Source organism: Trinickia diaoshuihuensis, from assembly GCF_003390925.1.
Lineage (GTDB): Bacteria > Pseudomonadota > Gammaproteobacteria > Burkholderiales > Burkholderiaceae > Trinickia > Trinickia diaoshuihuensis.
Window position 1 is genome coordinate 59,933 of sequence record NZ_QUBS01000088.1, and the last position, 20,975, is coordinate 80,907.

Below are 20,975 nucleotides of genomic sequence, written 5' to 3' on the forward strand. Positions count from 1 at the left end.
TTAGAAGTCCTTACAAAGCCGCAGCGCATCGTAAATCGCGCCGTGGATGTTATGCATGGAGATGCAATCGCCGACGCGGAACAGCAGAAAGCATCCGTTGCCGAGCGTCTCCGAAAGCCACGGCTGCGGCTCGGCGGCAAAGAGCTTGTGCACGTCGGTTTGCCCGCGATTGACCGATTCCGGCTTGAGCTTCCAATAAAGCGAATCGTTGGGCGTACTGCCGTTTTCGATCACGACTTGATCGACGGCGCGCTCCTCCTGCTCCTCGGTGTACTCGTTGCGCAGCACGGCGATCGTCTTGCCGTCTTCCTCGTAGACGCGGTCGAGCCAGTAGTTCGGCGTATGGACCACGCCCTGGGCATAGAGGCGTCGATAGAAAATCGGGAACGTCGTGCCGCCGCAATCGTCGGCAACCTTCACGTCGGGCGTCACGATCTCGACGTTCGACCCGCGGCTCGAAATGAAATCGGCGACGCCGGCGCCCGCGTGGGTGCTGACGCCGTCATAGACGAGCACGTTCTGCTTCGGCGCGACGCGGCCCGAGAGGATGTCCCAAGAACTGACCGCGATGCCTTCGGACACGCCCCAGGCGGCGACCTGATCGGAGAACGCGCGCCCTCCCGTGGCGAGCACCACGATGTCCGGCTTCTCGGCCATGATCGTATTCGCATCGGCTTGCATGCCGAGACGCCGGTCCACGCCGAGGCGCTTCGTTTCCATATCGAACCACCGCACGATCCCGGCCATCTGCTCGCGCTGCGGGGCCTTCGCGGCCAGATTGATCTGCCCACCCACCTCCGCGTTCTTCTCGAACAGAACGACGTCATGGCCGCGCGAACGCGCGACGCGCGCCGCCTCGAGTCCGGCCGGCCCCGCGCCGACGACCACCACCTTGCGCTTCGGCCCGCGCGATTTTTCGATGACGTGCGGCATCGTGGCCTCGCGCGACGTCGCCGCATTCTGCACGCACAGCACGTCCAGGCCGTTGTATTGCCGATCGATGCAATAGTTGGCGCCCACGCACTGTTTGATTTCGTCTTCACGCCCGTCGCGGATCTTGATGACCATGTGCGGGTCGGCGATCTGCGCGCGCGTCATGCCGACCAGATCGATCATCCCCGAGGCGAGCAAACGCTCGGCCTGCCCCGCGTCGCGAATGCTTTGCGCGTGCATGACCGGAACCTTCACGACCGATTTGATACCGGCCGCCAGGTGAACGAACGGCTCGGGAGGCAAGGCCATCGGCGGCATGCAGTTGGCCAGCGTGTTATGCGTATCGGCGCCCGATCCGATCACGCCCAGATAGTCGATGAGCCCGGTCTCCGACATCGCCTGGGCGATCTCCTTCAGTTGCTCGTGATCGAGGCCGTCTTCATGAAATTCGTCGCCGCACATGCGCAGCCCCACGACGAAATCGGGCCCCACCGCCTCGCGCACGGCCCTCAACACCTCGACGCCGAAGCGCAGCCGATTCGCAAGCGAGCCGCCCCATTCATCGGTCCGGAAATTCGTGCGGGGACTCCAGAATTGATCGATCAAGTGCTGATGGGCGGCGGAGATTTCGATACCGTCCATGCCCGCTTGCTGAACGCGCTTGGCCGCCGCCGCGAAATCGCCGATGATGCGGCGGATCTCTTCGACTTCGATCGTCTTCGCATTACCGCGGTGAACGGGCTCGCGCACCCCCGAGGGCGTCATCAAATGCGGCCAATGCTCGCCGTGAAAGGCGGAGCGGCGTCCCATGTGCGTCGCCTGAATCATGATCTTGGCGCCGTGGCGATGCATGGCCTCGGCGAGCCGGTTCAACGGATCGACGATGCGATCGGTCGAGAGATTGACCGACTTCCACCATCCCTGCGGGCTGTCGATCGACACGGGACTCGAGCCGCCGCATACCGCCAAGCCGACGCCGCCCTTCGCCTTTTCCTCGTAGTACCGGATATAGCGATCGCCGGGCAGCCCACCTGGCTCCGCGTAGACTTCCGCATGCGCCGTGCTGACGATGCGGTTGCGCAGCGTCAGCTTGTTCAGCGTCATCGGTTTGAACAAATGGGGATAGCGCATGTCGATCGACCTCGAACGTATTCTTTGACGAGCCGTATTGCTAAATCGCGGTGCGGCGTAGCGTTGCCGGCTAATCGGCCAGCGGCGAAACTTCGAATACGCAGTAGGCGTGGCCCTCGCCCGCGCACTGCGTTTCCTTCGATTGCGAACGCGGAGCGTGGCCGCCCGCACCCGCCGTATCGTTCACCCAGTCCATCGCGCCTGCGAACCAGCCGGCAAACATGTAGCAAAGCTTGCCTTCCTTCTCCGGCTGCGCGAGAACGAACGAGGAATGGCGCAACTCGATGCGCGCGTGCGCGCGCGCGGGGTCGGCCTCGGCAATCGTGAACAGCCCCCATCCGCGTTGCGAGAGGCGCTTCAGGTAGTGCTCGAACACGGCCATGCCCACGAGGCCGTGCTGCTTGGCTTCCTTATCGCACCAGTGGTAGGCCGATTTGTAGCCGGCGCGATAAAGAATCTCGGCATAGGCGTCGCGTCCGAGCGCTTCTTCCACGGCAACGTGGTTATTGGTGAAAAAATGGCGCGGCACATACAGCATCGCCAGCGCGTCGGTCGTCCATACGCCCGTGTTGGGATCGACGTCGATCGGAAGTTGCGGTTGCATCGGATGGTCCTCGTTCGAATTCAATTGCGGTGCGTTATGCGCCCCATACTTCGCCGAATACGCGCACCCAGTTCTCGCCCATGATCTTGCGGATGCGCGTCTCGCTCCATCCGGCGCGTTCCATCGCCGCCGTGAGGTTCGGAAACTCGCCGATCGTGCGAATGCCCTCCGGATTGACGACCTTGCCGAAGTTCGTCAAGCGGCGGTAACGGCCCTTGTCATGCGTGAGCCAATCAAAGAAATCGACGCTATAGCCTTGCGTGAAATCCGTGCCGATCCCGACGGCGTCCTCGCCGATCAGGTTCACGACGTAGTCGATCGCTTCGATATAGTCCTCGACGGTCGCATCGATACCGCGCTTCAGAAACGGAGCGAACATCGTGACGCCGACGAAACCGCCGGCATCGGCGATCTCTTTCAGTTGGGCATCGGTTTTATTGCGCGGATGCTCTTTGAGCCCCGACGGCAGGCAATGTGAATAGCAGACCGGTTTTTTGGAAAACGCGATCGCCTCCGAGGACGTGTTGCCACCCACATGCGACAGGTCGACCATGATCCCCACGCGGTTCATCTCGGTGATGACTTCACGGCCGAAGTCGGACAACCCGCCGTCGCGCTCGTAGCAACCCGTGCCGACGAGGTTCTGCGTGTTGTAGCAAAGCTGCACGACGCGTACGCCCATGTCGTGGAACGCCTCGATGTAACCGATGTTGTCCTCGAAGGCATGGGCGTTTTGAAAGCCGAGGATGATCCCCGTTTTGTTCTCTTGCTTGGCGCGCAAGATGTCGGCCGTCGTGCGCACGAGCGTCAGGATCTCGCCGTACTCGCGGATTTGCTGTTTCATCAGCGCAATGTTGTCGACGGTTTTCGGGAAGCTCTCCCAGACGGACACCGTGCAGTTCGCGGCCGTAATGCCGCCTTTGCGCATGTCTTCGAACACCGAGCGTTCGAATTTGGAGATATTCAGACCGTCGATGACGATACTGTTTTCGTGAAGAGTGGACATCGATTGCTCCTGGCGTGGATGATGGGTACCGGTCAATAGATCGGGAACCGCTCGCACAGGGCGAAGATCTCGCGCCGCACGCGTTGCTCCGTTTGCGCGTCGCCTTCGGGGTGACGCGTCAATGCCTCGAACACCTCGAGAATCAGCCTGCCGATTTGCTCGAATTGCGCGACGCCGAAGCCGCGCGTCGTGCCCGCCGGCGTGCCCAGACGAATGCCCGAGGTCACCGTCGGCTTCTCGGTATCGAACGGAATGCCGTTCTTGTTGCAGGTGATGCCCGCGCGTTCGAGCGCGGTCTCCACCTGCGTGCCCTTCAAACCCTTCGGCCGTAGATCGACGAGCAGCAAATGGTTGTCGGTGCCGCCCGTGACGAGATCGACACCGCCTTCGCGCAGCACGGCGCCGAGCGCCTGTGCGTTGGCCAGAACGCGATCGACGTAGCCCTTGAAGCCGTCTTCGAGCGCTTCGCCGAAGGCCACCGCCTTGCCCGCGATGACGTGCATGAGCGGCCCGCCCTGCAAGCCCGGGAAGACGGCCGAGTTGATCTTCTTGGCGACGTCTTCGTCGTTCGTCAGAACGAAGCCGCCGCGTGGGCCGCGCAGCGTCTTATGCGTCGTCGAGGTGACGACATGGGCATGTTCGATCGGGTTAGGATGGCGCCCGGCCGCGATGATCCCCGCGATGTGCGCCATGTCGACCATCAGCTTCGCGCCGACGCTGTCGGCAATGGCGCGAAAGCGCGCGAAGTCGAGGACGCGCGGATAGGCGGAGAACCCCGCGATGATCAAACTCGGGCGGTGTTCGGCGGCCAGCGCCTCGATCTGGTCGTAATCGATCCGCATCGTGTCCCGGTTCACGCCGTATTGCACGGCATTGAACCACTTGCCCGAGAGCGCCGGCTTGGCGCCGTGCGTCAAATGCCCGCCCGCATCGAGCGACATCCCCAGCACCGTATCGCCGGGCTTGGCGAGCGCGAGCATGACAGAACCGTTGGCTTGAGCGCCGGAGTGAGGCTGGACATTCGCATACGCCGCGCCGAACAGCCGCTTCACGCGCTCGATCGCGAGCGCCTCCACCTCATCGACGAATTCGCATCCGCCGTAGTAGCGCTTGCCCGGATAGCCTTCCGCATACTTATTGGTCAGCACCGAGCCTTGTGCTTCGAGCACGGCGCGCGAAACGATGTTCTCCGATGCGATCAACTCGACCTGCGACTGCTGGCGCTCGAGTTCGCGAAGCACAGCCGCGCGCACGGGGGCGTCGCGGTCGGCAAGCGTCTGCGTGAAAAACGGCTCTGAATTCGACATGGCGTATCCGTAGTGAGGGCGCGGCGCACTGTGCGGCTCGGCGCCGCCGGCGTTCGTTGGCGACGGCTCTATTCTTGTCTTTCGCCTTTTTTGCGGATTGACGAATTCAGACGCGTTCTTTACCTTTTCCGACACGCGCGTCCGTTTTGGACAAGTCGGATGCGCGACGCCGATGCGACGGCGGCAGCTACGCACGCGCCGAACGTGACGCGTTGCGCCGCCGTTCCGCCGTCGTATCGCAACGCAGCACGAACGCACCGTCGTCATGCCGGAAACGGCCCGGGTTGGGGCACGGCGCACGGCCGCGGTGCAATATCGGGCGCCGTATCAGCGCGGTATAGGGTTAAGCCGTATGGCATGCTTGTTGCCCTGGAATCCACAATGAAACGCGCCGGCTCGGCGGTAGCCGTAGCAGCTTTAGATCGGATTCCAAGGAACGCCCCATGTCCCCTGACCGCACTGCATCGCTGTCGAACTTCGCGTTCATGACCTTGCCGAACTTCACGATGATCGCGTTCTCGAATGCGGTCGAAGTGCTTAGGATGGCTAACTATCTGAGCGGACAGACGCTTTATCGATGGACCGTGGTCAGTCCGGACGGCGGGCCCGTCATGGCCAGCAACGGTCTGGCCGTCGAAACGGTCCCGGTGACGTCGCTGGAACAGCAACCCGACGTCGTCTTCGTTTGCGGCGGCATCGACGTGCAGCATTCGACGACGAATGCGCATTTGTCTGAACTGCGCCGCTTCGCGCGTTCGGGCATTGCGCTCGGCAGCCTGTGTACGGGCACCTATGCTTTGGCCCGAGCGGGTTTGCTCGACGGCTACGCGTGCGCGATCCACTGGGAAAACATGTCGGCGTTGAAGGAGGAGTTCCCCGGCACGCGCTTCCTGAAAGAGCTTTTCGTCGTCGATCGCGACCGCATCACCTGCACGGGCGGCGTTGCGCCGCTCGACATGATGCTCCACCTGATCGCGCCGCGTATCGGCACGCCTCGGGTCACCCAAATCGCGGAACAGTTCATCGTCGAGCACGTGCGCGATACGAGCGCTCAGCAGCGGATGCCGCTCGTCGCCCGCTTGGGCTCGGCGAACAAGTCGTTGTTCGAAGTCATCGCGCTGATGGAAAACAACATCGAAGAGCCGCTATCGCGCGAGGAGCTGGCGCGGCTCGCGAATATGTCGCAACGCCAGTTGCAGCGGCTATTTCGAGAGCATCTCGGCATGACGCCGACGCATTACTATTTGACGCTTCGCTTGCGCCGCGCGAGGGAACTGCTGTTGCAGACGGATATGTCGATCATGCACATCACCATGGCATGCGGCTTCCAATCGGCATGCCACTTCAGCAAGAGTTATCGCGATGCGTTCGGCACCGCGCCGACGCGCGAACGACGCAAGCAGGTGGCACCGCTCGCGCGCCCCGTGGCGGCGCCCGCGGTTCCCGCGTTGCATGTATGAACGCGGTTGGGCTTAAACCGTTTTTGGATTAGTGGACGAACTTAAGCAGGCCAACGATCAAACCTGTCATCCCGAGCATCGTACCGACGTACCACTTGATAAGCTCAGCCTTCGTTTCAGCCAATCGCACGGCAACGCTGGCATCGAGCGCGGCGATGTCCTGCTCCAGCGCTGCAATGTCTTGTTTGGTGGCGATCTGATTGTCGACGATCTCGCGCAGTGCGTGCGCCTGCCCCTTGGCTTGTTGGGGGGTAAAGCCCACCGACTCAAGCTTTTCAGCGTAAGCAAGGGTGTCAAAAACGATGGCGGTCATGCGTTGGCGAGAAAGGGCGTTGATGTGAGTCATCATATCGCTCGCTCAAAACAAATGCAATGCCTATGTTGCATTTCGCTGCACCGTAAGCACCAACCCTCGATAAGCGTCCGCTTCTTTCGGGGGAACGGTCGCGCCGGTTTTTTCATATCGGCCGATCTGCTGGCGCGTCAAGCCCCAGCGCTCCGCAAGCTCTGTCTGGGTCAATCCGGCTTTCTTGCGCAGGGCCTGCGCGTCTTCGCCGTAGAGCACGTCTACATCCCTCATGGTTCGTCGTCAGATGGAACGCGTATGTTCCATCCATCATACATCACGCTGTTTCAATAATGGTCGGGACCACACCGTCGTCAATCGGCGGCCCACGCCTCGCCCAGCCGCCGTACGATCGCGCCGGCCTCACGTAGCGAGGCCACGTTCGTAAATCCCATCAGTATGCCTTTCTCTCCAGCACGGGCGCTCGCATAGCGCTCCGACAGCGGCTGGCAGTTCAGCCCCGCCTGCTGCGCGCGGCGCGCAAGGGTTCGGTCGCTCACGCGCCCGCGCACGCGTACGATCAAATGCATGCCGCCGCGCGTCTGATCGATCTCGATCCGCTCGCCGAACGTGGTTCGTAACGCTTGAGCAAGCCAGTCGCGGCGTTTTGCGTAAAGCAAGCGCATCTTCTTCAAATGGCGCGCGAAGTGGCTTTGCGCGAGAAAATCGGCCGCGACCGCTTGCGTCATCCGTGCCCCGCACCCCGGCGCCGCGCGAACGGCTCTATCGACCCGAGGCACGAGCGCATCCGGCACGACGAGATACCCAAGCGATAGCGCGGGAAAAAGCGTCTTCGAAAAACTTCCCGCATAGAGCACCCGATCGCTCGAATCGAGACTCTTGAGCGCCGGCAGCGTCGGGCCCGCGTAGTGAAACTCGCCGTCGTAGTCGTCTTCGACGATCCAAGCATTCGCCTTCGCTGCCCATTCGAGCAACATCAGTCTGCGCGCCGCCGTCATCGAGACGCACAACGGCGCTTGATGCGAAGGCGTGACGACCGCCAAACGCGCATGCGGCGCGAGCGTTCTCCCCCGCGTTACGTCCAAGCCCTCTCGATCCACGGGAACAGGCGTCACCGCCATCGATGCGCATTCCAAAACGGCACGCGTGGGCGGATAACACGGGTCCTCGATCCATACCGCATCGCCCCGCTCGAGCAACGCAGCCGCTGCGAGCGCGAGGCTGGCACGATAGCCCGAGGTGACGAATATCTGCGCCGGCCGGCAAGCGACGCCGCGCGAGACGAGCAAATACGCGGCGATCGCCTGCTTGAGCGCGGCTTCGCCCGTCGGATCGCCATAGCCGAAATCGGCCGGCAGCGTAGCGCGAGCGCGGCGGCCCGCAAGCCTCGACCAGACCTTGCGCGGGAAAGCGTCCAAGGCAGGGATCCCGAGTTGAAGCGGCAGCGGGGGTGCCGATGCGACCGAGCGGGTCTCGCGTCCGTGGCTCGCGGCCGAAGCGCCGCCCAGGGCAAGACCGTGCACCTCGGGAACGCCGCGGGAGGATACCGGCAGGTTCGGCGAGACGATCGTCCCCGCCGGCCCGCGCGCCAATAAATACCCCTCTCCCGCGAGCCGTTGATAAGCCGCTTCGACCGTGCCACGGGCCACCCCCAGTTCGCTGGCCAGCACGCGAGCGGAGGCCACGCGCGCGCCGGGCATAAGCGCACGCGTATCGATGGCGGTGCGAATCCGATCGTAGATCTGCAGCGCGAGCGGGATCCGATTGCGCCGGTCGATGCGTGCGATCTGTCCGCTTTGGACCCCTGCGATTTTCGGCATCTTCGATGGCCTAGTCGTTTTCTTCATTTTTGGCTCTTCGCACTGGTGCATCCAAGCGACACACTGGCGCCAGTCTACAGCGGAGGATCCGACCATGAACGGAAAGGTACTTTTGGCCGGCGCGGCCGGAGCGATCGGCGTCGCGCTGACGCCGTTGCTCGTCAAGTTCGGCTACGAGGTCTACGGCACGACACGCCGACTCGAACGGATGGACGGCATTCGCGCGGCCGGCGCGCACCCCGTGCTCGTCGATATCTTCGACCGGGAAACCCTGACTCATGCGATCGAATCGATCGAACCGTCGATCGTCATTCATCAATTGACCGATTTGCCGCCCGGACTCGCGCCGCACTTGATGGGAGACGCGGTCGCCCGCAATGCGCGCATTCGCAGCGAAGGCACGGCCAATCTCGTCGCGGCCGCACGCGCGGCCGGGTGCGGCCACATCGTCGCCCAGAGCATCGCATGGGCCTATGCGCCGGGCGCCGCTCCCTATAGCGAATCGCAGCCGCTCGATCTCGATGCCCAGGGCGCGCGCGCCGTAACGGTGACCGGCGTGGCCGCGCTGGAACGCTGCGTACTTCAGATGAACGAAACGGGCGGGGTGGGCACCGTACTGCGTTACGGCAATCTCTATGGCCCGTGCACGGGGCGCGACGCCCCCGAAGGCGCGAGCCCCTTGCATGTCGAGGCCGCAGCGTGCGCGGCATTGCTCGCGGCGCAACGTGCCATAGGCGGCGCATTCAACTTCGCCGAAGACGGCGCGGAAGTGTCGAGCGAAAAAGCCAAGCGCGAACTGAATTGGCAGCCCGATATGCGCCTCTCCGGACTCGAACCGCCACGGGCGTACCACGCCGCCTAGCTCGCCCCGCTACTTCGGTTCGTGCCCGGGCATGCCGCCACCGCAAATCATCGCAACGGCGGCCTCGGCCATCGCTCGCAACTGGGCGCGATCGTCGCCGGCGCGGGCGCGCACCCCCATCGAATGCAGGATGGCCGATGCGATTCTCGACAGCAGCGCCGCGTCCGCATTCGCGGGCAACTCGCCGCTGCCCCGGGCACGCACGAGCCGCGCTTCGAACGCCCGGTCGAACACGCGCAATCCCTCGCCGAGAATCGTGCGTACTTGCTCGTCGTCGACCGCTTCGGCCACCGCCGTGCCGGTTAGGAAACATCCGGTCGGCGCGTCGGCCGAGCGGTAGTAGAGCGCCAAAGCAAGGTCGTATACGCGCACCAAAGCCGCCGCGAGCGGCAATTCGCTCGCGAGCACTTCGTTCATGGCTGCCTCGCTCACCTCGATATACCGCTCGAGCGTCGCCAAATAAAGCGCATGCTTATCGCCGAACGCGCCGTACAAGCTCGGCCGATTCATGCCCATGGCCGCGCCGAGCTCGTCTAACGTCGTCGCGCTATATCCGCCCTGCCAAAACGTGTCCCGCGCGCGGGCGAGCGCATCGGATGCATCGTAAGCACGCGGACGGCCGCGTGCGCGCCTGGGCACCGTCGTCTCGCCTTCCTTCTTTTTTTGTACCATATTGAACAAAAATTCTTGACCGCCAAATATTTTGTTCACTATAGTACAAAAACCAATCAACAGAGGGGATAGGAGATGGAACTGTACTTTTCGCCGCTCGCTTGCTCGCTCGCGACACGGATCGCGTTTTACGAAGCGGGTTATGACGCCACCTACCGGCAGGTCGACACCAAGCGCAAGCGGCTCGAGGACGGCAGCGATTTCCATGCGATCAATCCGCTCGGGCAAGTGCCCGTCTTACGCACCGACGACGGCGCGCTCTTGTATGAGAACGCCGCGATCCTGCCGTATGTGGCCGATCGGCTCGCTTCGGCCAATCTCGCGCCGGCTGGCGGGTTGGAGCGCGCTCGCTTGCATCAGTGGCTAGGCTTCATCGGCACCGAATTGCATAAGGCGATCTTCGTGCCGATGCTCGACCAGAATGCGAACGCCGAGGTCAAACGCTATGCGCGCGAGCACATTGCTCTTCGCATGCAGGCCCTGCAGGCGCATCTCGCGACGCGCGAGTGGCTGCTCGACGCCTATGGCGTCGCCGACATCTATCTCACGGTCGTGCTCAACTGGGCGCGCTTTTGCGAAATCGACCTGTCGCCCTGGCCCGCCGTCTTGGATTTGTTCAAGCGCGTATCGAAGCGCCCCGCCGTGACGCGCGCATTCGCCGAGGAATACGAGCTTTATCGCTTGCAATCGGAGCGCAGGGATCGTTAAGCGGTAATTCCCAAGCGGCGCAGGTGGGCGCCGTCGCGAATCAGTCGATCAGGTCTTGCACCGCGAGGCCGTGTGCTTCGCAGTACTGACGGTAGGCGGCCAATTGCGTCGCGGCGCCGACGCGGTTGCGCACGCTGCCGTCGGCGCCGATGAATTGGACCTCGCCGTACACGACGACCATCACGGTCAACGGCACGTCGCCCACGACCTTCCACCAATCGGTATTGCCCGGCGGCTCGAACACGTACTCGCCCGGGCCGATACGCTCCCCCGTGCAAAGCAAACGCTCGCCTTCGAGATTGAACGCGTGGATCGCGCCCGTGTGCCGATGCAGCGGCATGATCGCGCCCGGGCTCATCCGCATCAATTCCACGAAACCGCTGCCGTCGGAAAAAAACCGCAGCGGCTTCCACGACTTGACGGGCGATTCCGGTATCCAAGGCATATCGGGCGCACTCGCGATGCGCGCGGGAAGATACTCGATCGGCGATGCGGGCAAATTCGGCTCGACATAACTCATGACAGTAGCTCCAATGACGGCGAATATGAGGCCGTATGCAGCGTACTTTAACGGTACACTGGCTCTATATTCGATCCAGTTTCTATCCCATTTATGGAACCAGTTTTCGAGTTCCCGCTCGACCTTGGAAAGCTAGGTCCCGGGAGCCGAGTTCAGCGGCTGCATCAGCAATTGCGGGCCGCGATCGTCGAGCGGCGGCTTACCGCCGGCACACGCATGCCGTCCACGCGTCGCGTGGCGCAGGCCTACGGGGTTGCGCGCAACACCGTGATCGCCGCGTACGATTTGTTGCTGGCGGAAGGATTCATCGTCACGCGCGCCGGGGCGGCCGCCGAGGTAGCCGATGTCGCGACGCAATCGGTCACGAGCGGACGCAAGCGGCAGCCTCGGCTCGCACTGCGTGCGCCCGCGTACTCGTGGCACGAAGCCGCACCGGGCGAGGTTAGCCCCACCGTATCGATCGCGCGGAGCTTCGAATTAGGCATACCCGAACACCGCTGGTTTCCGTCGGACGTCTGGCGCCGCATGCTCCTGCGCTCGACGAGCCTTTCGCTTGCCGACGGCTTCGGTTACCCCGCCCCACAAGGACGGCCGCTGCTGCGCGCGGCGATCGCGCAGCACGCCGCCTACGCGCGCGCCGTCGTCTGCACCGCGAACGACGTGGTCGTTACCTCCGGTGCGCAGCAGGCGTTCGACTTGCTCGCGCGCGTGCTCGTCACACGCGGACAAACGAAAGTGGCTGTGGAGGACCCCGGCTACCCGCCGCTGCGCGCCGCGATGACGGCGGCCGGTGCGCAGCTCGTGCCGGTTCCCGTGGATGACGAAGGGCTCATCGTCGAACGATTGCCGTCCGACGTACGTATCGTCTGCGTCACGCCTTCTCATCAATTCCCGACCGGCGTCGCCATGTCGCTCGCGCGGCGGCGGGCGTTGCTCGAGTTTGCGCAACGCCATGGCGCCGTCGTCATCGAGGACGACTACGACGGCGAATTTCGTTATGGGACGCAACCGCTCGATGCCCTGCAAATGCTCGATCGCGACGATAAGGTCGTCTACGTCGGCACGTTTTCGAAAAGCATGTTTCCCGCGCTTAGACTCGGTTATGTCGTGGCGCCGCCATGGCTTATCGAAGCGCTGGTGGCCGCCAAACGAAGTGCCGACAATGGGAGCAACGTGGCTTCGCAAGAAGCACTGGCCCGCTTCATTCTCGACGGACACCTAGCCCGTTACACGCGGCAGATGCGCAAGCGTTATGCGCGGCGGCGAGATGGGTTGGTAGCCGCAATCGAGCGAGATTTGGGCGATTGGCTGGTACCGGTCGAGCCCAGCGCCGGCATTCATCTTTATGCCCGCTATCGCGACCGGCGCCACGCGAAGCGCATCGTGTCGCTCGCGGCGAACTATGCGATCGGCGCACAAGCTGCCGGCGACTTCCTGCTCGAGCGCCAAGCGCCCGCCCCGCTCGGCGCGGGCATCGCATTCGGGTTCGGTCGTATCGACGAAGATGAGATCGAGGCATCGATCGCGCACTTGGCTCGCGCGATCCAGCGCGCTTAAACGGCGCGCGGATCCGTTCGCAGCACGTCGCGCCAACTGACGATGCCAACGGGCCTGAACGCGCCGTCCACGATCGGGATGCACGAGATCGGATTGGCCAACAGCAGCGCGATCGCGTCGGCTACCGTCGCATCGGCCGTCAGCGTGACGGGTTTGCGCGACATGATTTGATGGACCCGCTTGCCGAGCGTGCCGACGTCGCGCGCGTTTTCGACGACGCTGTCGATGAACGGGCTCAGCGCCGACAGCAAATCGCGGTCGGATACCACCCCCTGCAGTACGCCGTCGTCCACCACCAATAGGTGATGGAAGTTCGCGTGATGAAAAATCTCGCGCACCGTCGCCAACGTTTCGTCGAAACCGACGGTCACGAGGCGCGTCGTCATCAATTCGCTTACGTACATGGTCATCGTCGTTCGTCTTCTCGCTCAATACGCGGATACCCGCACCCGGCGTGCGAACATTGTATCGCAGGCGTTTCGTCGCTCGATTCCTGCCATATTAGGATACCCCCCTACGGTATTTGCTATACTCCCGGCGACAGATGAAAGGGAGTCCCGGCATGAGCCATACGATTCGCGAAAAGCAAAAGCTGCTCAACCGCGTTCGCCGAATAAAAGGACAGATCGAGGCGATCGAACGCGCGCTCGAGGACGAACACGGCTGCATCGACGTACTGCAACGGATCACGAGTTGCCGTGGTGCGATGAACGGCTTGCTGGCCGTGGTCCTCGAAGACCACATCAGGACGCATCTGGTCGACGCGGAGCCTGCCGACGAACACGGCAGCGGCACCGAGCAACTGATCGAAGTCGTCCATAGCTATTTCAAGTAGAGCGAATATCATGAGTGAATTCGAGAACGTGGCGTTCGGCGCCGGGCATGACCATATCTTTTTGGGCGCGGCCCACGCCGAGAACGAACGCAGGACATGGATGGTCATCGCGCTATGCAGCGCGATGATGGTCGCGGAAATCGTGGGCGGAACGCTGTTCGGCTCGCTGGCGCTCGTCGCCGACGGCCTGCATATGTCCACGCACGCGGGCGCGATGTTGATCGCCGCGCTGGCCTATACCTATGCGCGCCGCCACGCGAGCGATCCGCGGTTCGCCTTCGGCACGGGCAAGCTCGGCGACCTCGCGGGCTTTTCCAGCGCCATCGTGCTGGCGATGATCGCACTGCTCATCGGTTACGAAGCCGTCGCACGCTTGTTCGCGCCTGTGCCGATTCGGTTCGGTCAAGCAATTCCGATCGCCGTGCTGGGTCTGCTCGTCAACGTCGCCAGTATTTGGCTGCTCCGCGGCGATCATCATGGGCATGGGCATCATCACGGACATGGACATGGACACGATCACGATCACGACGAACACGATCACCATGGCCATGAGCATGCCGACGAAATCCACGCGGCCACGATCCGCGATCACAACATCCGCTCCGCATACGTGCACGTAATTGCCGACGCCGCCGTCTCCGTGCTGGCGATCGTCGGGCTCGTCCTCGCGCGCGCATTCTCTTGGTACTGGATGGATCCCCTGGCCGGCGTGATCGGCGCGCTCGTGATCGCCAACTGGTCGTGGGGTTTGATGCGCGATACGGGCGGGATTTTGCTCGACATGAATCCGGACCGCCGCATGGCCGAGAACGTGCGCCGCGTCGTGGAAGAGCATGGCGACAGCGTGCTCGACTTGCACGTTTGGCGCGTCGGCCCGGGCCATCTCAGCGCGATCTTGTCGGTGACTACCTTTGATAACGCACGCACCCCGAGCTTCTATCACTCAGTGCTTACGAAATTCAGCGGGCTCTCCCATGTGACGGTGGAAGTCAACCGGAAACCCGAGCCCGCTTGATACGATCGTTGCCGCCGTTAGGCGGCCTTCAGCATTCCGTGCGGATCGATCACGAATTTGCGCGGCGCGCCGCCGTCGAACTCGCGATACCCTTCCGGGGCCTGCTCAAGCGAAATGACGGTGACGTTGACGATCTCGGCAATCGGCAACCGGTCCCACAAGATCGCTTGCATCAAGTTGCGGTTGTACTTCATCACCGGCGTTTGCCCCGTATGGAAAGAGTGCGACTTCGCCCAGCCGAGCCCGAACCGCAGACTCAAGCTGCCGCGCCGCGCGGCGGCATCCTTTGAGCCCGGATCGTCGGTGACGTAAAGTCCGGGGATCCCGATGGCGCCGGCCGGGCGCGTGATTTCCATCAGCGAGTTCAACACCGTGGCCGGCGCCTCTTGCGTATGGGCATCGCCGTGGCCATGCGCTTCGAAGCCGACGCAATCGACGGCGCAATCGATCTCCGGCTTGCCGAGAATTTGCTCGATCTGCTCGCCGAGCGACGCGTCGAGCGATAGATTCACCGTTTCGAATCCCATCGCCTTGGCGTGCGCGAGCCGCTGTTCGTTCATATCGCCGACGATCGTCACCGCGGCGCCGAGCAAGCGCGCCGACGCGGCCGCGGCCATGCCGACGGGCCCCGCGCCCGCGATATAGACGGTCGAGCCTGGCTTGACACCGGCCGTCACCGCGCCGTGATAGCCGGTCGGCAAGATGTCCGATAGGCAAGTCAGATCGCGAATTTTCGAGAGCGCTTGATCTCGGTCGGGAAACTTCAGCAGATTGAAATCCGCATACGGCACCAGCACGTATTCGGCCTGTCCGCCGATCCATCCGCCCATGTCCACGTAACCATATGCTCCGCCGGCCCGCGATGCGTTCACATTCAAACACACGCCCGTGTGCTGCTCCTTGCACATCGGGCAGCGGCCGCACGCGACGTTGAACGGCACGGAGACCAGATCGCCGATTTGCAGCGTCTCGACGTCGCGCCCTACCTCGATCACCTCGCCCGTAATCTCGTGGCCCAGCACGAGTCCTTCGGGCGCCGTCGTACGGCCCCTCACCATATGCTGGTCGGAGCCGCAAATATTGGTGCTGACGACTTTCAGAATCACGCCGTGCTGGATCGAGCGCCCGCTCGGATCGACCATTTTGGGGTAGTCGATCGATTGCACCTGCACCTTGCCCGCCCCCTGATACACGACACCTCGGTTGCTGCTCATCGTATGCGTCTCCTTTCATGTCTTGATCGCGAAAACGCGATCGCCGTTGCGGCAAGACCGGCGGCGCGGCGCGCTCGACGCGCGTTCGGCCGGTCTCATCGAGCTGCCGCTTGCAGCGTAGTCCGCAACGGCGGGCGGCGATCGTACAAAACGCGACACGCGCTTTGCTAGACCCGACAAGCAGGGCGCGATACCGCCCTTATCGATTGAACGCCGGCCGTAAAACGCCTATCGTTGGAGCCTTCGAATGACTGACGAAGCTTCTTGGAGAAAAGCCGATGATTCCGTCCTCCGTCTACGGTCCGCAGCGCCTGTTCATCGGCGGGGCCTACGTCGAAGCCACGTCGGGCGAGCACTTCGAGACGTTCGATCCCGCCACGGGCGAACGGCTGGCCGCCGTCGCGCAAGCGAGCCGGGACGACATCGAGCGCGCGGTGGCCTCGGCACGCGACGGGCAGCGCGAGTGGGCGGCCATGAGCGCCATGACGCGTTCGCGCATTTTGCGCCGCGCCGTCGAGTTGCTGCGCGAGCGCAACGATGAATTGGCCGAGCTCGAGATGCGCGATACCGGCAAACCCATCGCCGAAACGCGCGCCGTCGATATCGTCACGGGCGCGGACGTCATCGAGTATTACGCGGGCCTCGCCCCGTCGATCGAGGGACGCCAAATCCCACTGCGCGCCGACTCGTTCGTCTACACGCGACGGGAGCCGCTCGGCGTATGCGCGGGAATCGGCGCCTGGAATTATCCGATCCAAATCGCTTGCTGGAAGTCGGCGCCCGCGCTCGCCGCCGGCAACGCGATGATCTTCAAGCCCAGCGAGATCACGCCGCTCTCGGCGCTGAAATTGGCTGAAATCTACATCGAGGCCGGCGTGCCGCCCGGGGTATTCAACGTCGTTCAAGGCGGCGGTCAGGTCGGCGCCATGCTCGCCGAACATCCGGCCATCGCCAAGGTGTCGTTCACGGGCGGCGTGGAGACGGGTAAGAAGGTGATGTCGTTGGCGGGAGCATCGTCGCTGAAGGAAGTAACGATGGAGCTAGGCGGCAAATCGCCGTTGATCGTCTTCGACGATGCCGATCTCGAACGCGCGGCGGACATCGCGGTCACCGCGAACTTCTTTAGCGCCGGCCAGGTTTGCACGAACGGCACCCGCGTCTTCGTGCAACGCTCGGTCATGAAGCGCTTCGAGACGCTCGTCGCGGAACGCACGGGGCGCATCCGCATCGGCAAACCATCCGATCCCGATACGAACTTCGGGCCGCTCGCGAGCGCCGCCCAGCTCGACAAAGTGCTGGGCTACATCGAGAGCGGCAAGCGCGAGGGAGCCCGCTTGGTCGCGGGTGGGAAGCGCCTTATCGAAGGCCATTTCGCACATGGCCAGTACGTTGCGCCGACGGTATTCGCCGATTGCCGGGATGACATGCGCATCGTGCGAGAGGAAATCTTCGGCCCGGTCATGTGCCTGCTTGCGTTCGACCACGAGGAAGAAGTCATCGCGCGAGCCAATGCGACGCACTACGGTTTGGCAGCCGGTGTCGTCACCGAAAGCCTTGCGCGCGCACACCGCGTGATTCATCGGCTCGAAGCGGGCATTTGTTGGATCAATACGTGGGGCGAATCGCCGGCCGAAATGCCCGTAGGCGGCTATAAGCAATCGGGCGTGGGGCGCGAGAACGGCATCGACACGCTCGAGCATTACACGCAGATCAAATCGGTCCAGGTCGAACTCGGCCCCTACCGGCCCGTGTTCTGAAGGAGGTGCTCGTGAGTGCGAAGGAATACGACTACATCATCGTCGGCGCGGGGTCGGCCGGTAACGTGCTGGCCACGCGGCTAACCGAGGATGCCGGCGTCACGGTGCTATTGCTGGAGGCCGGCGGCCCAGACTACCGATTCGATTTCCGCACGCAGATGCCGGCGGCGCTCGCCTATCCGTTGCAGGGCCGGCGCTATAACTGGGCGTACGAGACCGAGCCCGAGCCGCATATGAACCACCGCCGCATGGAATGCGGCAGAGGCAAGGGGCTGGGCGGGTCGTCGCTGATCAACGGCATGTGCTATATCCGCGGCAATGCGCTCGATTACGACGGCTGGGCACAGAACAAAGGCCTCGAGAACTGGAGTTACCTCGATTGCCTGCCTTACTTCAAGAAAGCCGAAACGCGCGACGTGGGCCCGAATGCCTACCACGGCGGCGACGGGCCCGTCCACGTCACGACGAGCAAGCCCGGCAACAATCCGCTGTTCGGCGCGATGGTCGAGGCCGGCGTGCAAGCGGGCTACGCGCGCACCGACGATCTGAACGGCTACCGGCAAGAAGGTTTCGGCCCGATGGATCGGACGGTGACCGCGCACGGCCGCCGCGCAAGCACGGCGCGCGGCTATCTCGACCAAGCACGGCAACGGCCGAACTTGACGATCGTCACGCATGCGCAGACCGATCGCGTTTTGTTTTCGGGCAAACGCGCCGTCGGCGTGGCTTATCTGCATCACGAGACGCCCGTGACGGCCCATGCGCGGCGCGAGGTACTCGTCTGTTCGGGCGCGATCGCCTCGCCCCAATTGCTGCAACGCTCGGGCGTCGGCCCCGGCGAGTGGCTGCGCGAGCTCGACGTGCCGGTCCTGCTCGACCTGCCCGGAGTGGGCCGTAACCTGCAAGATCATCTCGAGATCTACATGCAGTACGAGTGCAAGGAGCCCGTCTCGCTCTACCCCGCGCTACAGTGGTACAACCAGCCCGCGATCGGATTGGAGTGGCTCGTCAACGGTACGGGCATCGGCGCGAGCAATCAATTCGAAGCGGGGGGCTTCATTCGAACGCGCGACGACGACCGCTGGCCGAACATTCAATACCATTTCTTGCCGATCGCCATCAACTACAACGGCTCCAACGCCATCAAGATGCACGGCTTTCAGGCACACATGGGATCGATGCGCTCGCCGAGCCGCGGCCGGATCAAGCTGCGTTCGCGCGATCCGCGCGCCCACCCGAGCATCTTGTTCAACTACATGGCCGAAGCGCTCGATTGGCGCGAGTTCCGCGACGGCATCCGCTTGACGAGGGAAATCATCGCGCAGCGCGCACTCGACCGGTATCGCGGACGCGAGCTGAGCCCCGGCGGCGAACTCAAAACCGATGCCGAACTCGATGCCTTCGTCCGGGCGCGCGCCGAAACGGCCTATCACCCTTCCTGCTCGTGCGCGATGGGATATGACGAGATGTCCGTCGTCGATAACGAAGGCCGCGTGCACGGTATCGAGGGGTTGCGTGTCGTCGATGCGTCGATCATGCCGCGTATCACGACCGGCAACCTCAATGCGCCGACGATCATGCTCGCCGAGAAAATCGCCGATCGCATTCGGGGCAGGTCGCCGCTGCCGCGTGTCGAGGTGCCGTATTACGTCGCGAACGGCGCACCCGCGCGAGCGGGGGGTTGCGCGCAGCCACGCAGTGCGCCCAATGCCGCGCGCTCGACTGCCCACGCCGCGGGCTAGCCCGTAGCGATTTTCATCGGCGTCTTACTCGGAGCCCATCATGCCGAAAGCCATATCCGCGACGCCGCTTCGCGCGAGCGCCGCCGCTCGCCTCGAACGTCTGCCGTTTTCGTCGTATCACCGCGTGATCTTCGTCGTGATCGCCCTCGCCTTTTTCTTCGACTCCGTCGATCTCGGCACGATGACGTTCGTGCTGGGCTCGATCAAAAAGGAATTCGGCTTGAGCAGCGCGGCGGCCGGTCTCGTCGCGAGTGCGAGCTTCTTCGGGATGGTCGCCGGCGCCGCTGTCGCCGGGTTGCTCGCCGACCGTTTCGGGCGGCGCCCCGTCTTTCAGTGGAGCATGGTGCTGTGGGGTGTCGCGTCCTATCTATGCTCGACCGCGCAAAGCGTCGATGCGCTGATCGTCTATCGCATCTTGCTCGGCATCGGTATGGGAATGGAGTTTCCCGTCGCGCAGGCATTGCTGTCCGAGTTCGTGCCGGCGGCCTCGCGGGGCCGTTTGATCGCGTTGATGGACGGCTTCTGGCCGCTGGGATTCATTACGTCGGGCATCGTCTCCTACTTCGTCCTGCCGAGCTTCGGTTGGCGTACGGTGTTCGCGCTGCTTGCGATTCCGGCCGTGTTCGTCTTGGTCGTCCGCCGCATCGTGCCGGAGTCGCCACGCTGGCTCGAGCACCGTGGCCGCCTGCGGGAAGCCGAGTCCGTGCTCGCGTCGATCGAGGCGAAAGTCATGCGTGCTTGCCGGCTCCGGTCGTTACCTGCACCGGTCGTCGAACACGTTGCCCCCGCGTTGCGAAACCAGGGCGCTTTCCGGGAAATTTGGAACGGCACCTACCGCAAGCGGACCATCGTGGTTTGGACGTTGTGGTTTTTCGCGTTGCTCGGGTTCTATGGCCTCACCTCTTGGCTCGGCGCGCTCATGCAGCAATCGGGTTTCGCCGTCGCCAAGTCGGTGCTTTATACGGTCTGGATTTCGCTGGCCGGCATTCCGGGGTTTCTTTGCGCGGCATGGCTCGTGGAACGCTGGGGACGTAAGCCGACCTGTGTGGCTTCGCTCGCGGGCGGTGCCGTGATGGCCTACGTCTACGGACAAACGGCGCTGCACGGCGCCGGCGTTGCGGTCGTGATCGGCGCGGGGCTCGCCATGCAGTTCTTTTTGTTCGGAATGTGGGCCGCGCTCTACACGTATACGCCCGAGCTTTACGGCACGGGAGCGCGCGCGACCGGCGCCGGGTTCGCTTCGGCGGTGGGGCGCATCGGGTCGTTGATCGGGCCGTATGCGGTAGGCGTCGTGCTGCCTACCTTCGGCCAAAGCGGCGTGTTCTCGCTTGGCGCCTGCTCCTTCGCGTTAGCCGCCGTCGCCGTTGCAACGATGGGCATCGAGACGAAGGGGCTCGCGCTCGAAGCGTTGGGGCGAAACGATGCTCGGGAGCAGGACGCCGACGGGTATGTCGCCGCGTTGGATGAGGCTCGGTGAGCCAGCGAACCGGTGGCGCCCCGACGCTAAGCGCCAGCGCTCTCTCTA

General features: G+C 63.5%; 20 protein-coding genes. 9 read left to right on the forward strand and 11 right to left on the reverse strand.

Annotation, left to right across the window (positions count from 1 at the left end; genetic code table 11):
* From DXT59_RS26470 to DXT59_RS26485, 4 genes are all read right to left on the reverse strand, one after another.
* Entirely contained in the window at window positions 1-2,064 is a 2,064-nt protein-coding gene (locus DXT59_RS26470; protein ID WP_116140879.1) for an NADH:flavin oxidoreductase, read from the reverse strand.
* Window positions 2,065-2,134: 70 nt separating this feature from the next.
* Window positions 2,135-2,668 (reverse strand): DUF5943 domain-containing protein, encoded by a 534-nt coding sequence (locus DXT59_RS26475; protein ID WP_116140881.1) that lies wholly within the window; start codon window positions 2,666-2,668, stop codon window positions 2,135-2,137.
* Between the two features lie 34 nt (window positions 2,669-2,702).
* Complete coding sequence (locus DXT59_RS26480) at window positions 2,703-3,674, reverse strand: dipeptidase (RefSeq protein WP_116140883.1); 972 nt, start codon at window positions 3,672-3,674, stop codon at window positions 2,703-2,705.
* A gap of 32 nt (window positions 3,675-3,706) precedes the next feature.
* Entirely contained in the window at window positions 3,707-4,981 is a 1,275-nt protein-coding gene (locus DXT59_RS26485) for a serine hydroxymethyltransferase (RefSeq protein ID WP_116140885.1), read from the reverse strand.
* Between the two features lie 443 nt (window positions 4,982-5,424).
* Here DXT59_RS26485 and DXT59_RS26495 point away from each other — a divergent pair, with 443 nt between their 5' ends.
* The gene (locus DXT59_RS26495) at window positions 5,425-6,441 is read left to right on the forward strand and encodes a GlxA family transcriptional regulator (protein ID WP_116140889.1); all 1,017 of its coding nucleotides are present in this window, start codon (window positions 5,425-5,427) and stop codon (window positions 6,439-6,441) included.
* Window positions 6,442-6,469: 28 nt separating this feature from the next.
* On the opposite strand, the gene DXT59_RS26500 is transcribed toward DXT59_RS26495, so the two are convergent.
* The 3 genes from DXT59_RS26500 to pdxR (DXT59_RS26510) all read right to left on the reverse strand — a co-directional run bounded on the left by DXT59_RS26500 (window position 6,470) and on the right by pdxR (DXT59_RS26510) (window position 8,595).
* Entirely contained in the window at window positions 6,470-6,790 is a 321-nt protein-coding gene (locus tag DXT59_RS26500; RefSeq protein ID WP_205417483.1) for a CCDC90 family protein, read from the reverse strand.
* Window positions 6,791-6,817: 27 nt separating this feature from the next.
* A complete protein-coding gene (locus tag DXT59_RS26505; protein ID WP_240324688.1) occupies window positions 6,818-7,006 on the reverse strand; it encodes a helix-turn-helix transcriptional regulator in 189 nt (62 codons plus the stop codon).
* A gap of 95 nt (window positions 7,007-7,101) precedes the next feature.
* On the reverse strand, window positions 7,102-8,595 hold the full coding sequence (gene pdxR / locus DXT59_RS26510; RefSeq protein WP_240324689.1) for a MocR-like pyridoxine biosynthesis transcription factor PdxR: 1,494 nt from the start codon (window positions 8,593-8,595) through the stop codon (window positions 7,102-7,104).
* Window positions 8,596-8,662: 67 nt separating this feature from the next.
* Here pdxR (DXT59_RS26510) and DXT59_RS26515 point away from each other — a divergent pair, with 67 nt between their 5' ends.
* A complete protein-coding gene (locus DXT59_RS26515; RefSeq protein ID WP_116140895.1) occupies window positions 8,663-9,430 on the forward strand; it encodes an NAD-dependent epimerase/dehydratase family protein in 768 nt (255 codons plus the stop codon).
* A 9-nt stretch (window positions 9,431-9,439) separates the two neighbouring features.
* Here the strand turns inward: DXT59_RS26515 and DXT59_RS26520 are convergent, their stop codons facing one another.
* A complete protein-coding gene (locus DXT59_RS26520) occupies window positions 9,440-10,102 on the reverse strand; it encodes a TetR/AcrR family transcriptional regulator (RefSeq protein ID WP_116140897.1) in 663 nt (220 codons plus the stop codon).
* A 75-nt stretch (window positions 10,103-10,177) separates the two neighbouring features.
* On the opposite strand from DXT59_RS26520, the gene DXT59_RS26525 reads away from it, so the two are divergent.
* Window positions 10,178-10,810 carry a glutathione binding-like protein gene (locus tag DXT59_RS26525; RefSeq protein WP_116140899.1) on the forward strand — a complete coding sequence of 211 codons (633 nt, stop codon included), beginning with the start codon at window positions 10,178-10,180 and terminating at the stop codon, window positions 10,808-10,810.
* Window positions 10,811-10,850: 40 nt separating this feature from the next.
* Here the strand turns inward: DXT59_RS26525 and DXT59_RS26530 are convergent, their stop codons facing one another.
* Window positions 10,851-11,330, reverse strand: coding sequence for a cupin domain-containing protein (locus tag DXT59_RS26530; protein ID WP_116140901.1), 480 nt, complete (start codon window positions 11,328-11,330; stop codon window positions 10,851-10,853).
* A 93-nt stretch (window positions 11,331-11,423) separates the two neighbouring features.
* Here DXT59_RS26530 and pdxR (DXT59_RS26535) point away from each other — a divergent pair, with 93 nt between their 5' ends.
* On the forward strand, window positions 11,424-12,887 hold the full coding sequence (pdxR, locus tag DXT59_RS26535; protein ID WP_116140903.1) for a MocR-like pyridoxine biosynthesis transcription factor PdxR: 1,464 nt from the start codon (window positions 11,424-11,426) through the stop codon (window positions 12,885-12,887).
* Here the strand turns inward: pdxR (DXT59_RS26535) and DXT59_RS26540 are convergent.
* Window positions 12,884-13,291: a CBS domain-containing protein gene (locus DXT59_RS26540; RefSeq protein WP_116140905.1), complete on the reverse strand. Its 408-nt coding sequence runs from the start codon at window positions 13,289-13,291 to the stop codon at window positions 12,884-12,886. The two genes, pdxR (DXT59_RS26535) and DXT59_RS26540, sit on opposite strands and share 4 nt — an antisense overlap.
* Before the next feature lie 158 nt (window positions 13,292-13,449).
* Between DXT59_RS26540 and DXT59_RS26545 the strand changes: the two genes are divergently transcribed.
* Window positions 13,450-13,722 (forward strand): metal/formaldehyde-sensitive transcriptional repressor, encoded by a 273-nt coding sequence (locus DXT59_RS26545; RefSeq protein ID WP_116140907.1) that lies wholly within the window; start codon window positions 13,450-13,452, stop codon window positions 13,720-13,722.
* A 10-nt stretch (window positions 13,723-13,732) separates the two neighbouring features.
* The gene (gene dmeF / locus DXT59_RS26550; protein WP_116140909.1) at window positions 13,733-14,737 is read left to right on the forward strand and encodes a CDF family Co(II)/Ni(II) efflux transporter DmeF; all 1,005 of its coding nucleotides are present in this window, start codon (window positions 13,733-13,735) and stop codon (window positions 14,735-14,737) included.
* Between the two features lie 17 nt (window positions 14,738-14,754).
* Here the strand turns inward: dmeF and fdhA are convergent, their stop codons facing one another.
* Complete coding sequence (fdhA, locus tag DXT59_RS26555) at window positions 14,755-15,951, reverse strand: formaldehyde dehydrogenase, glutathione-independent (RefSeq protein ID WP_116140911.1); 1,197 nt, start codon at window positions 15,949-15,951, stop codon at window positions 14,755-14,757.
* 278 nt (window positions 15,952-16,229) lie between these two features.
* On the opposite strand from fdhA, the gene betB reads away from it, so the two are divergent.
* The 3 genes from betB to DXT59_RS26570 are packed head-to-tail and all read left to right on the forward strand — an operon-like array spanning window position 16,230 to window position 20,927.
* Window positions 16,230-17,708 carry a betaine-aldehyde dehydrogenase gene (gene betB, locus DXT59_RS26560; protein ID WP_116140913.1) on the forward strand — a complete coding sequence of 493 codons (1,479 nt, stop codon included), beginning with the start codon at window positions 16,230-16,232 and terminating at the stop codon, window positions 17,706-17,708.
* An 11-nt stretch (window positions 17,709-17,719) separates the two neighbouring features.
* Window positions 17,720-19,450 (forward strand): choline dehydrogenase, encoded by a 1,731-nt coding sequence (betA, locus tag DXT59_RS26565; RefSeq protein WP_116141157.1) that lies wholly within the window; start codon window positions 17,720-17,722, stop codon window positions 19,448-19,450.
* Window positions 19,451-19,490: 40 nt separating this feature from the next.
* Complete coding sequence (locus DXT59_RS26570) at window positions 19,491-20,927, forward strand: MFS transporter (protein ID WP_116140915.1); 1,437 nt, start codon at window positions 19,491-19,493, stop codon at window positions 20,925-20,927.
* The last annotated feature ends 48 nt before the right edge of the window (window positions 20,928-20,975 follow it).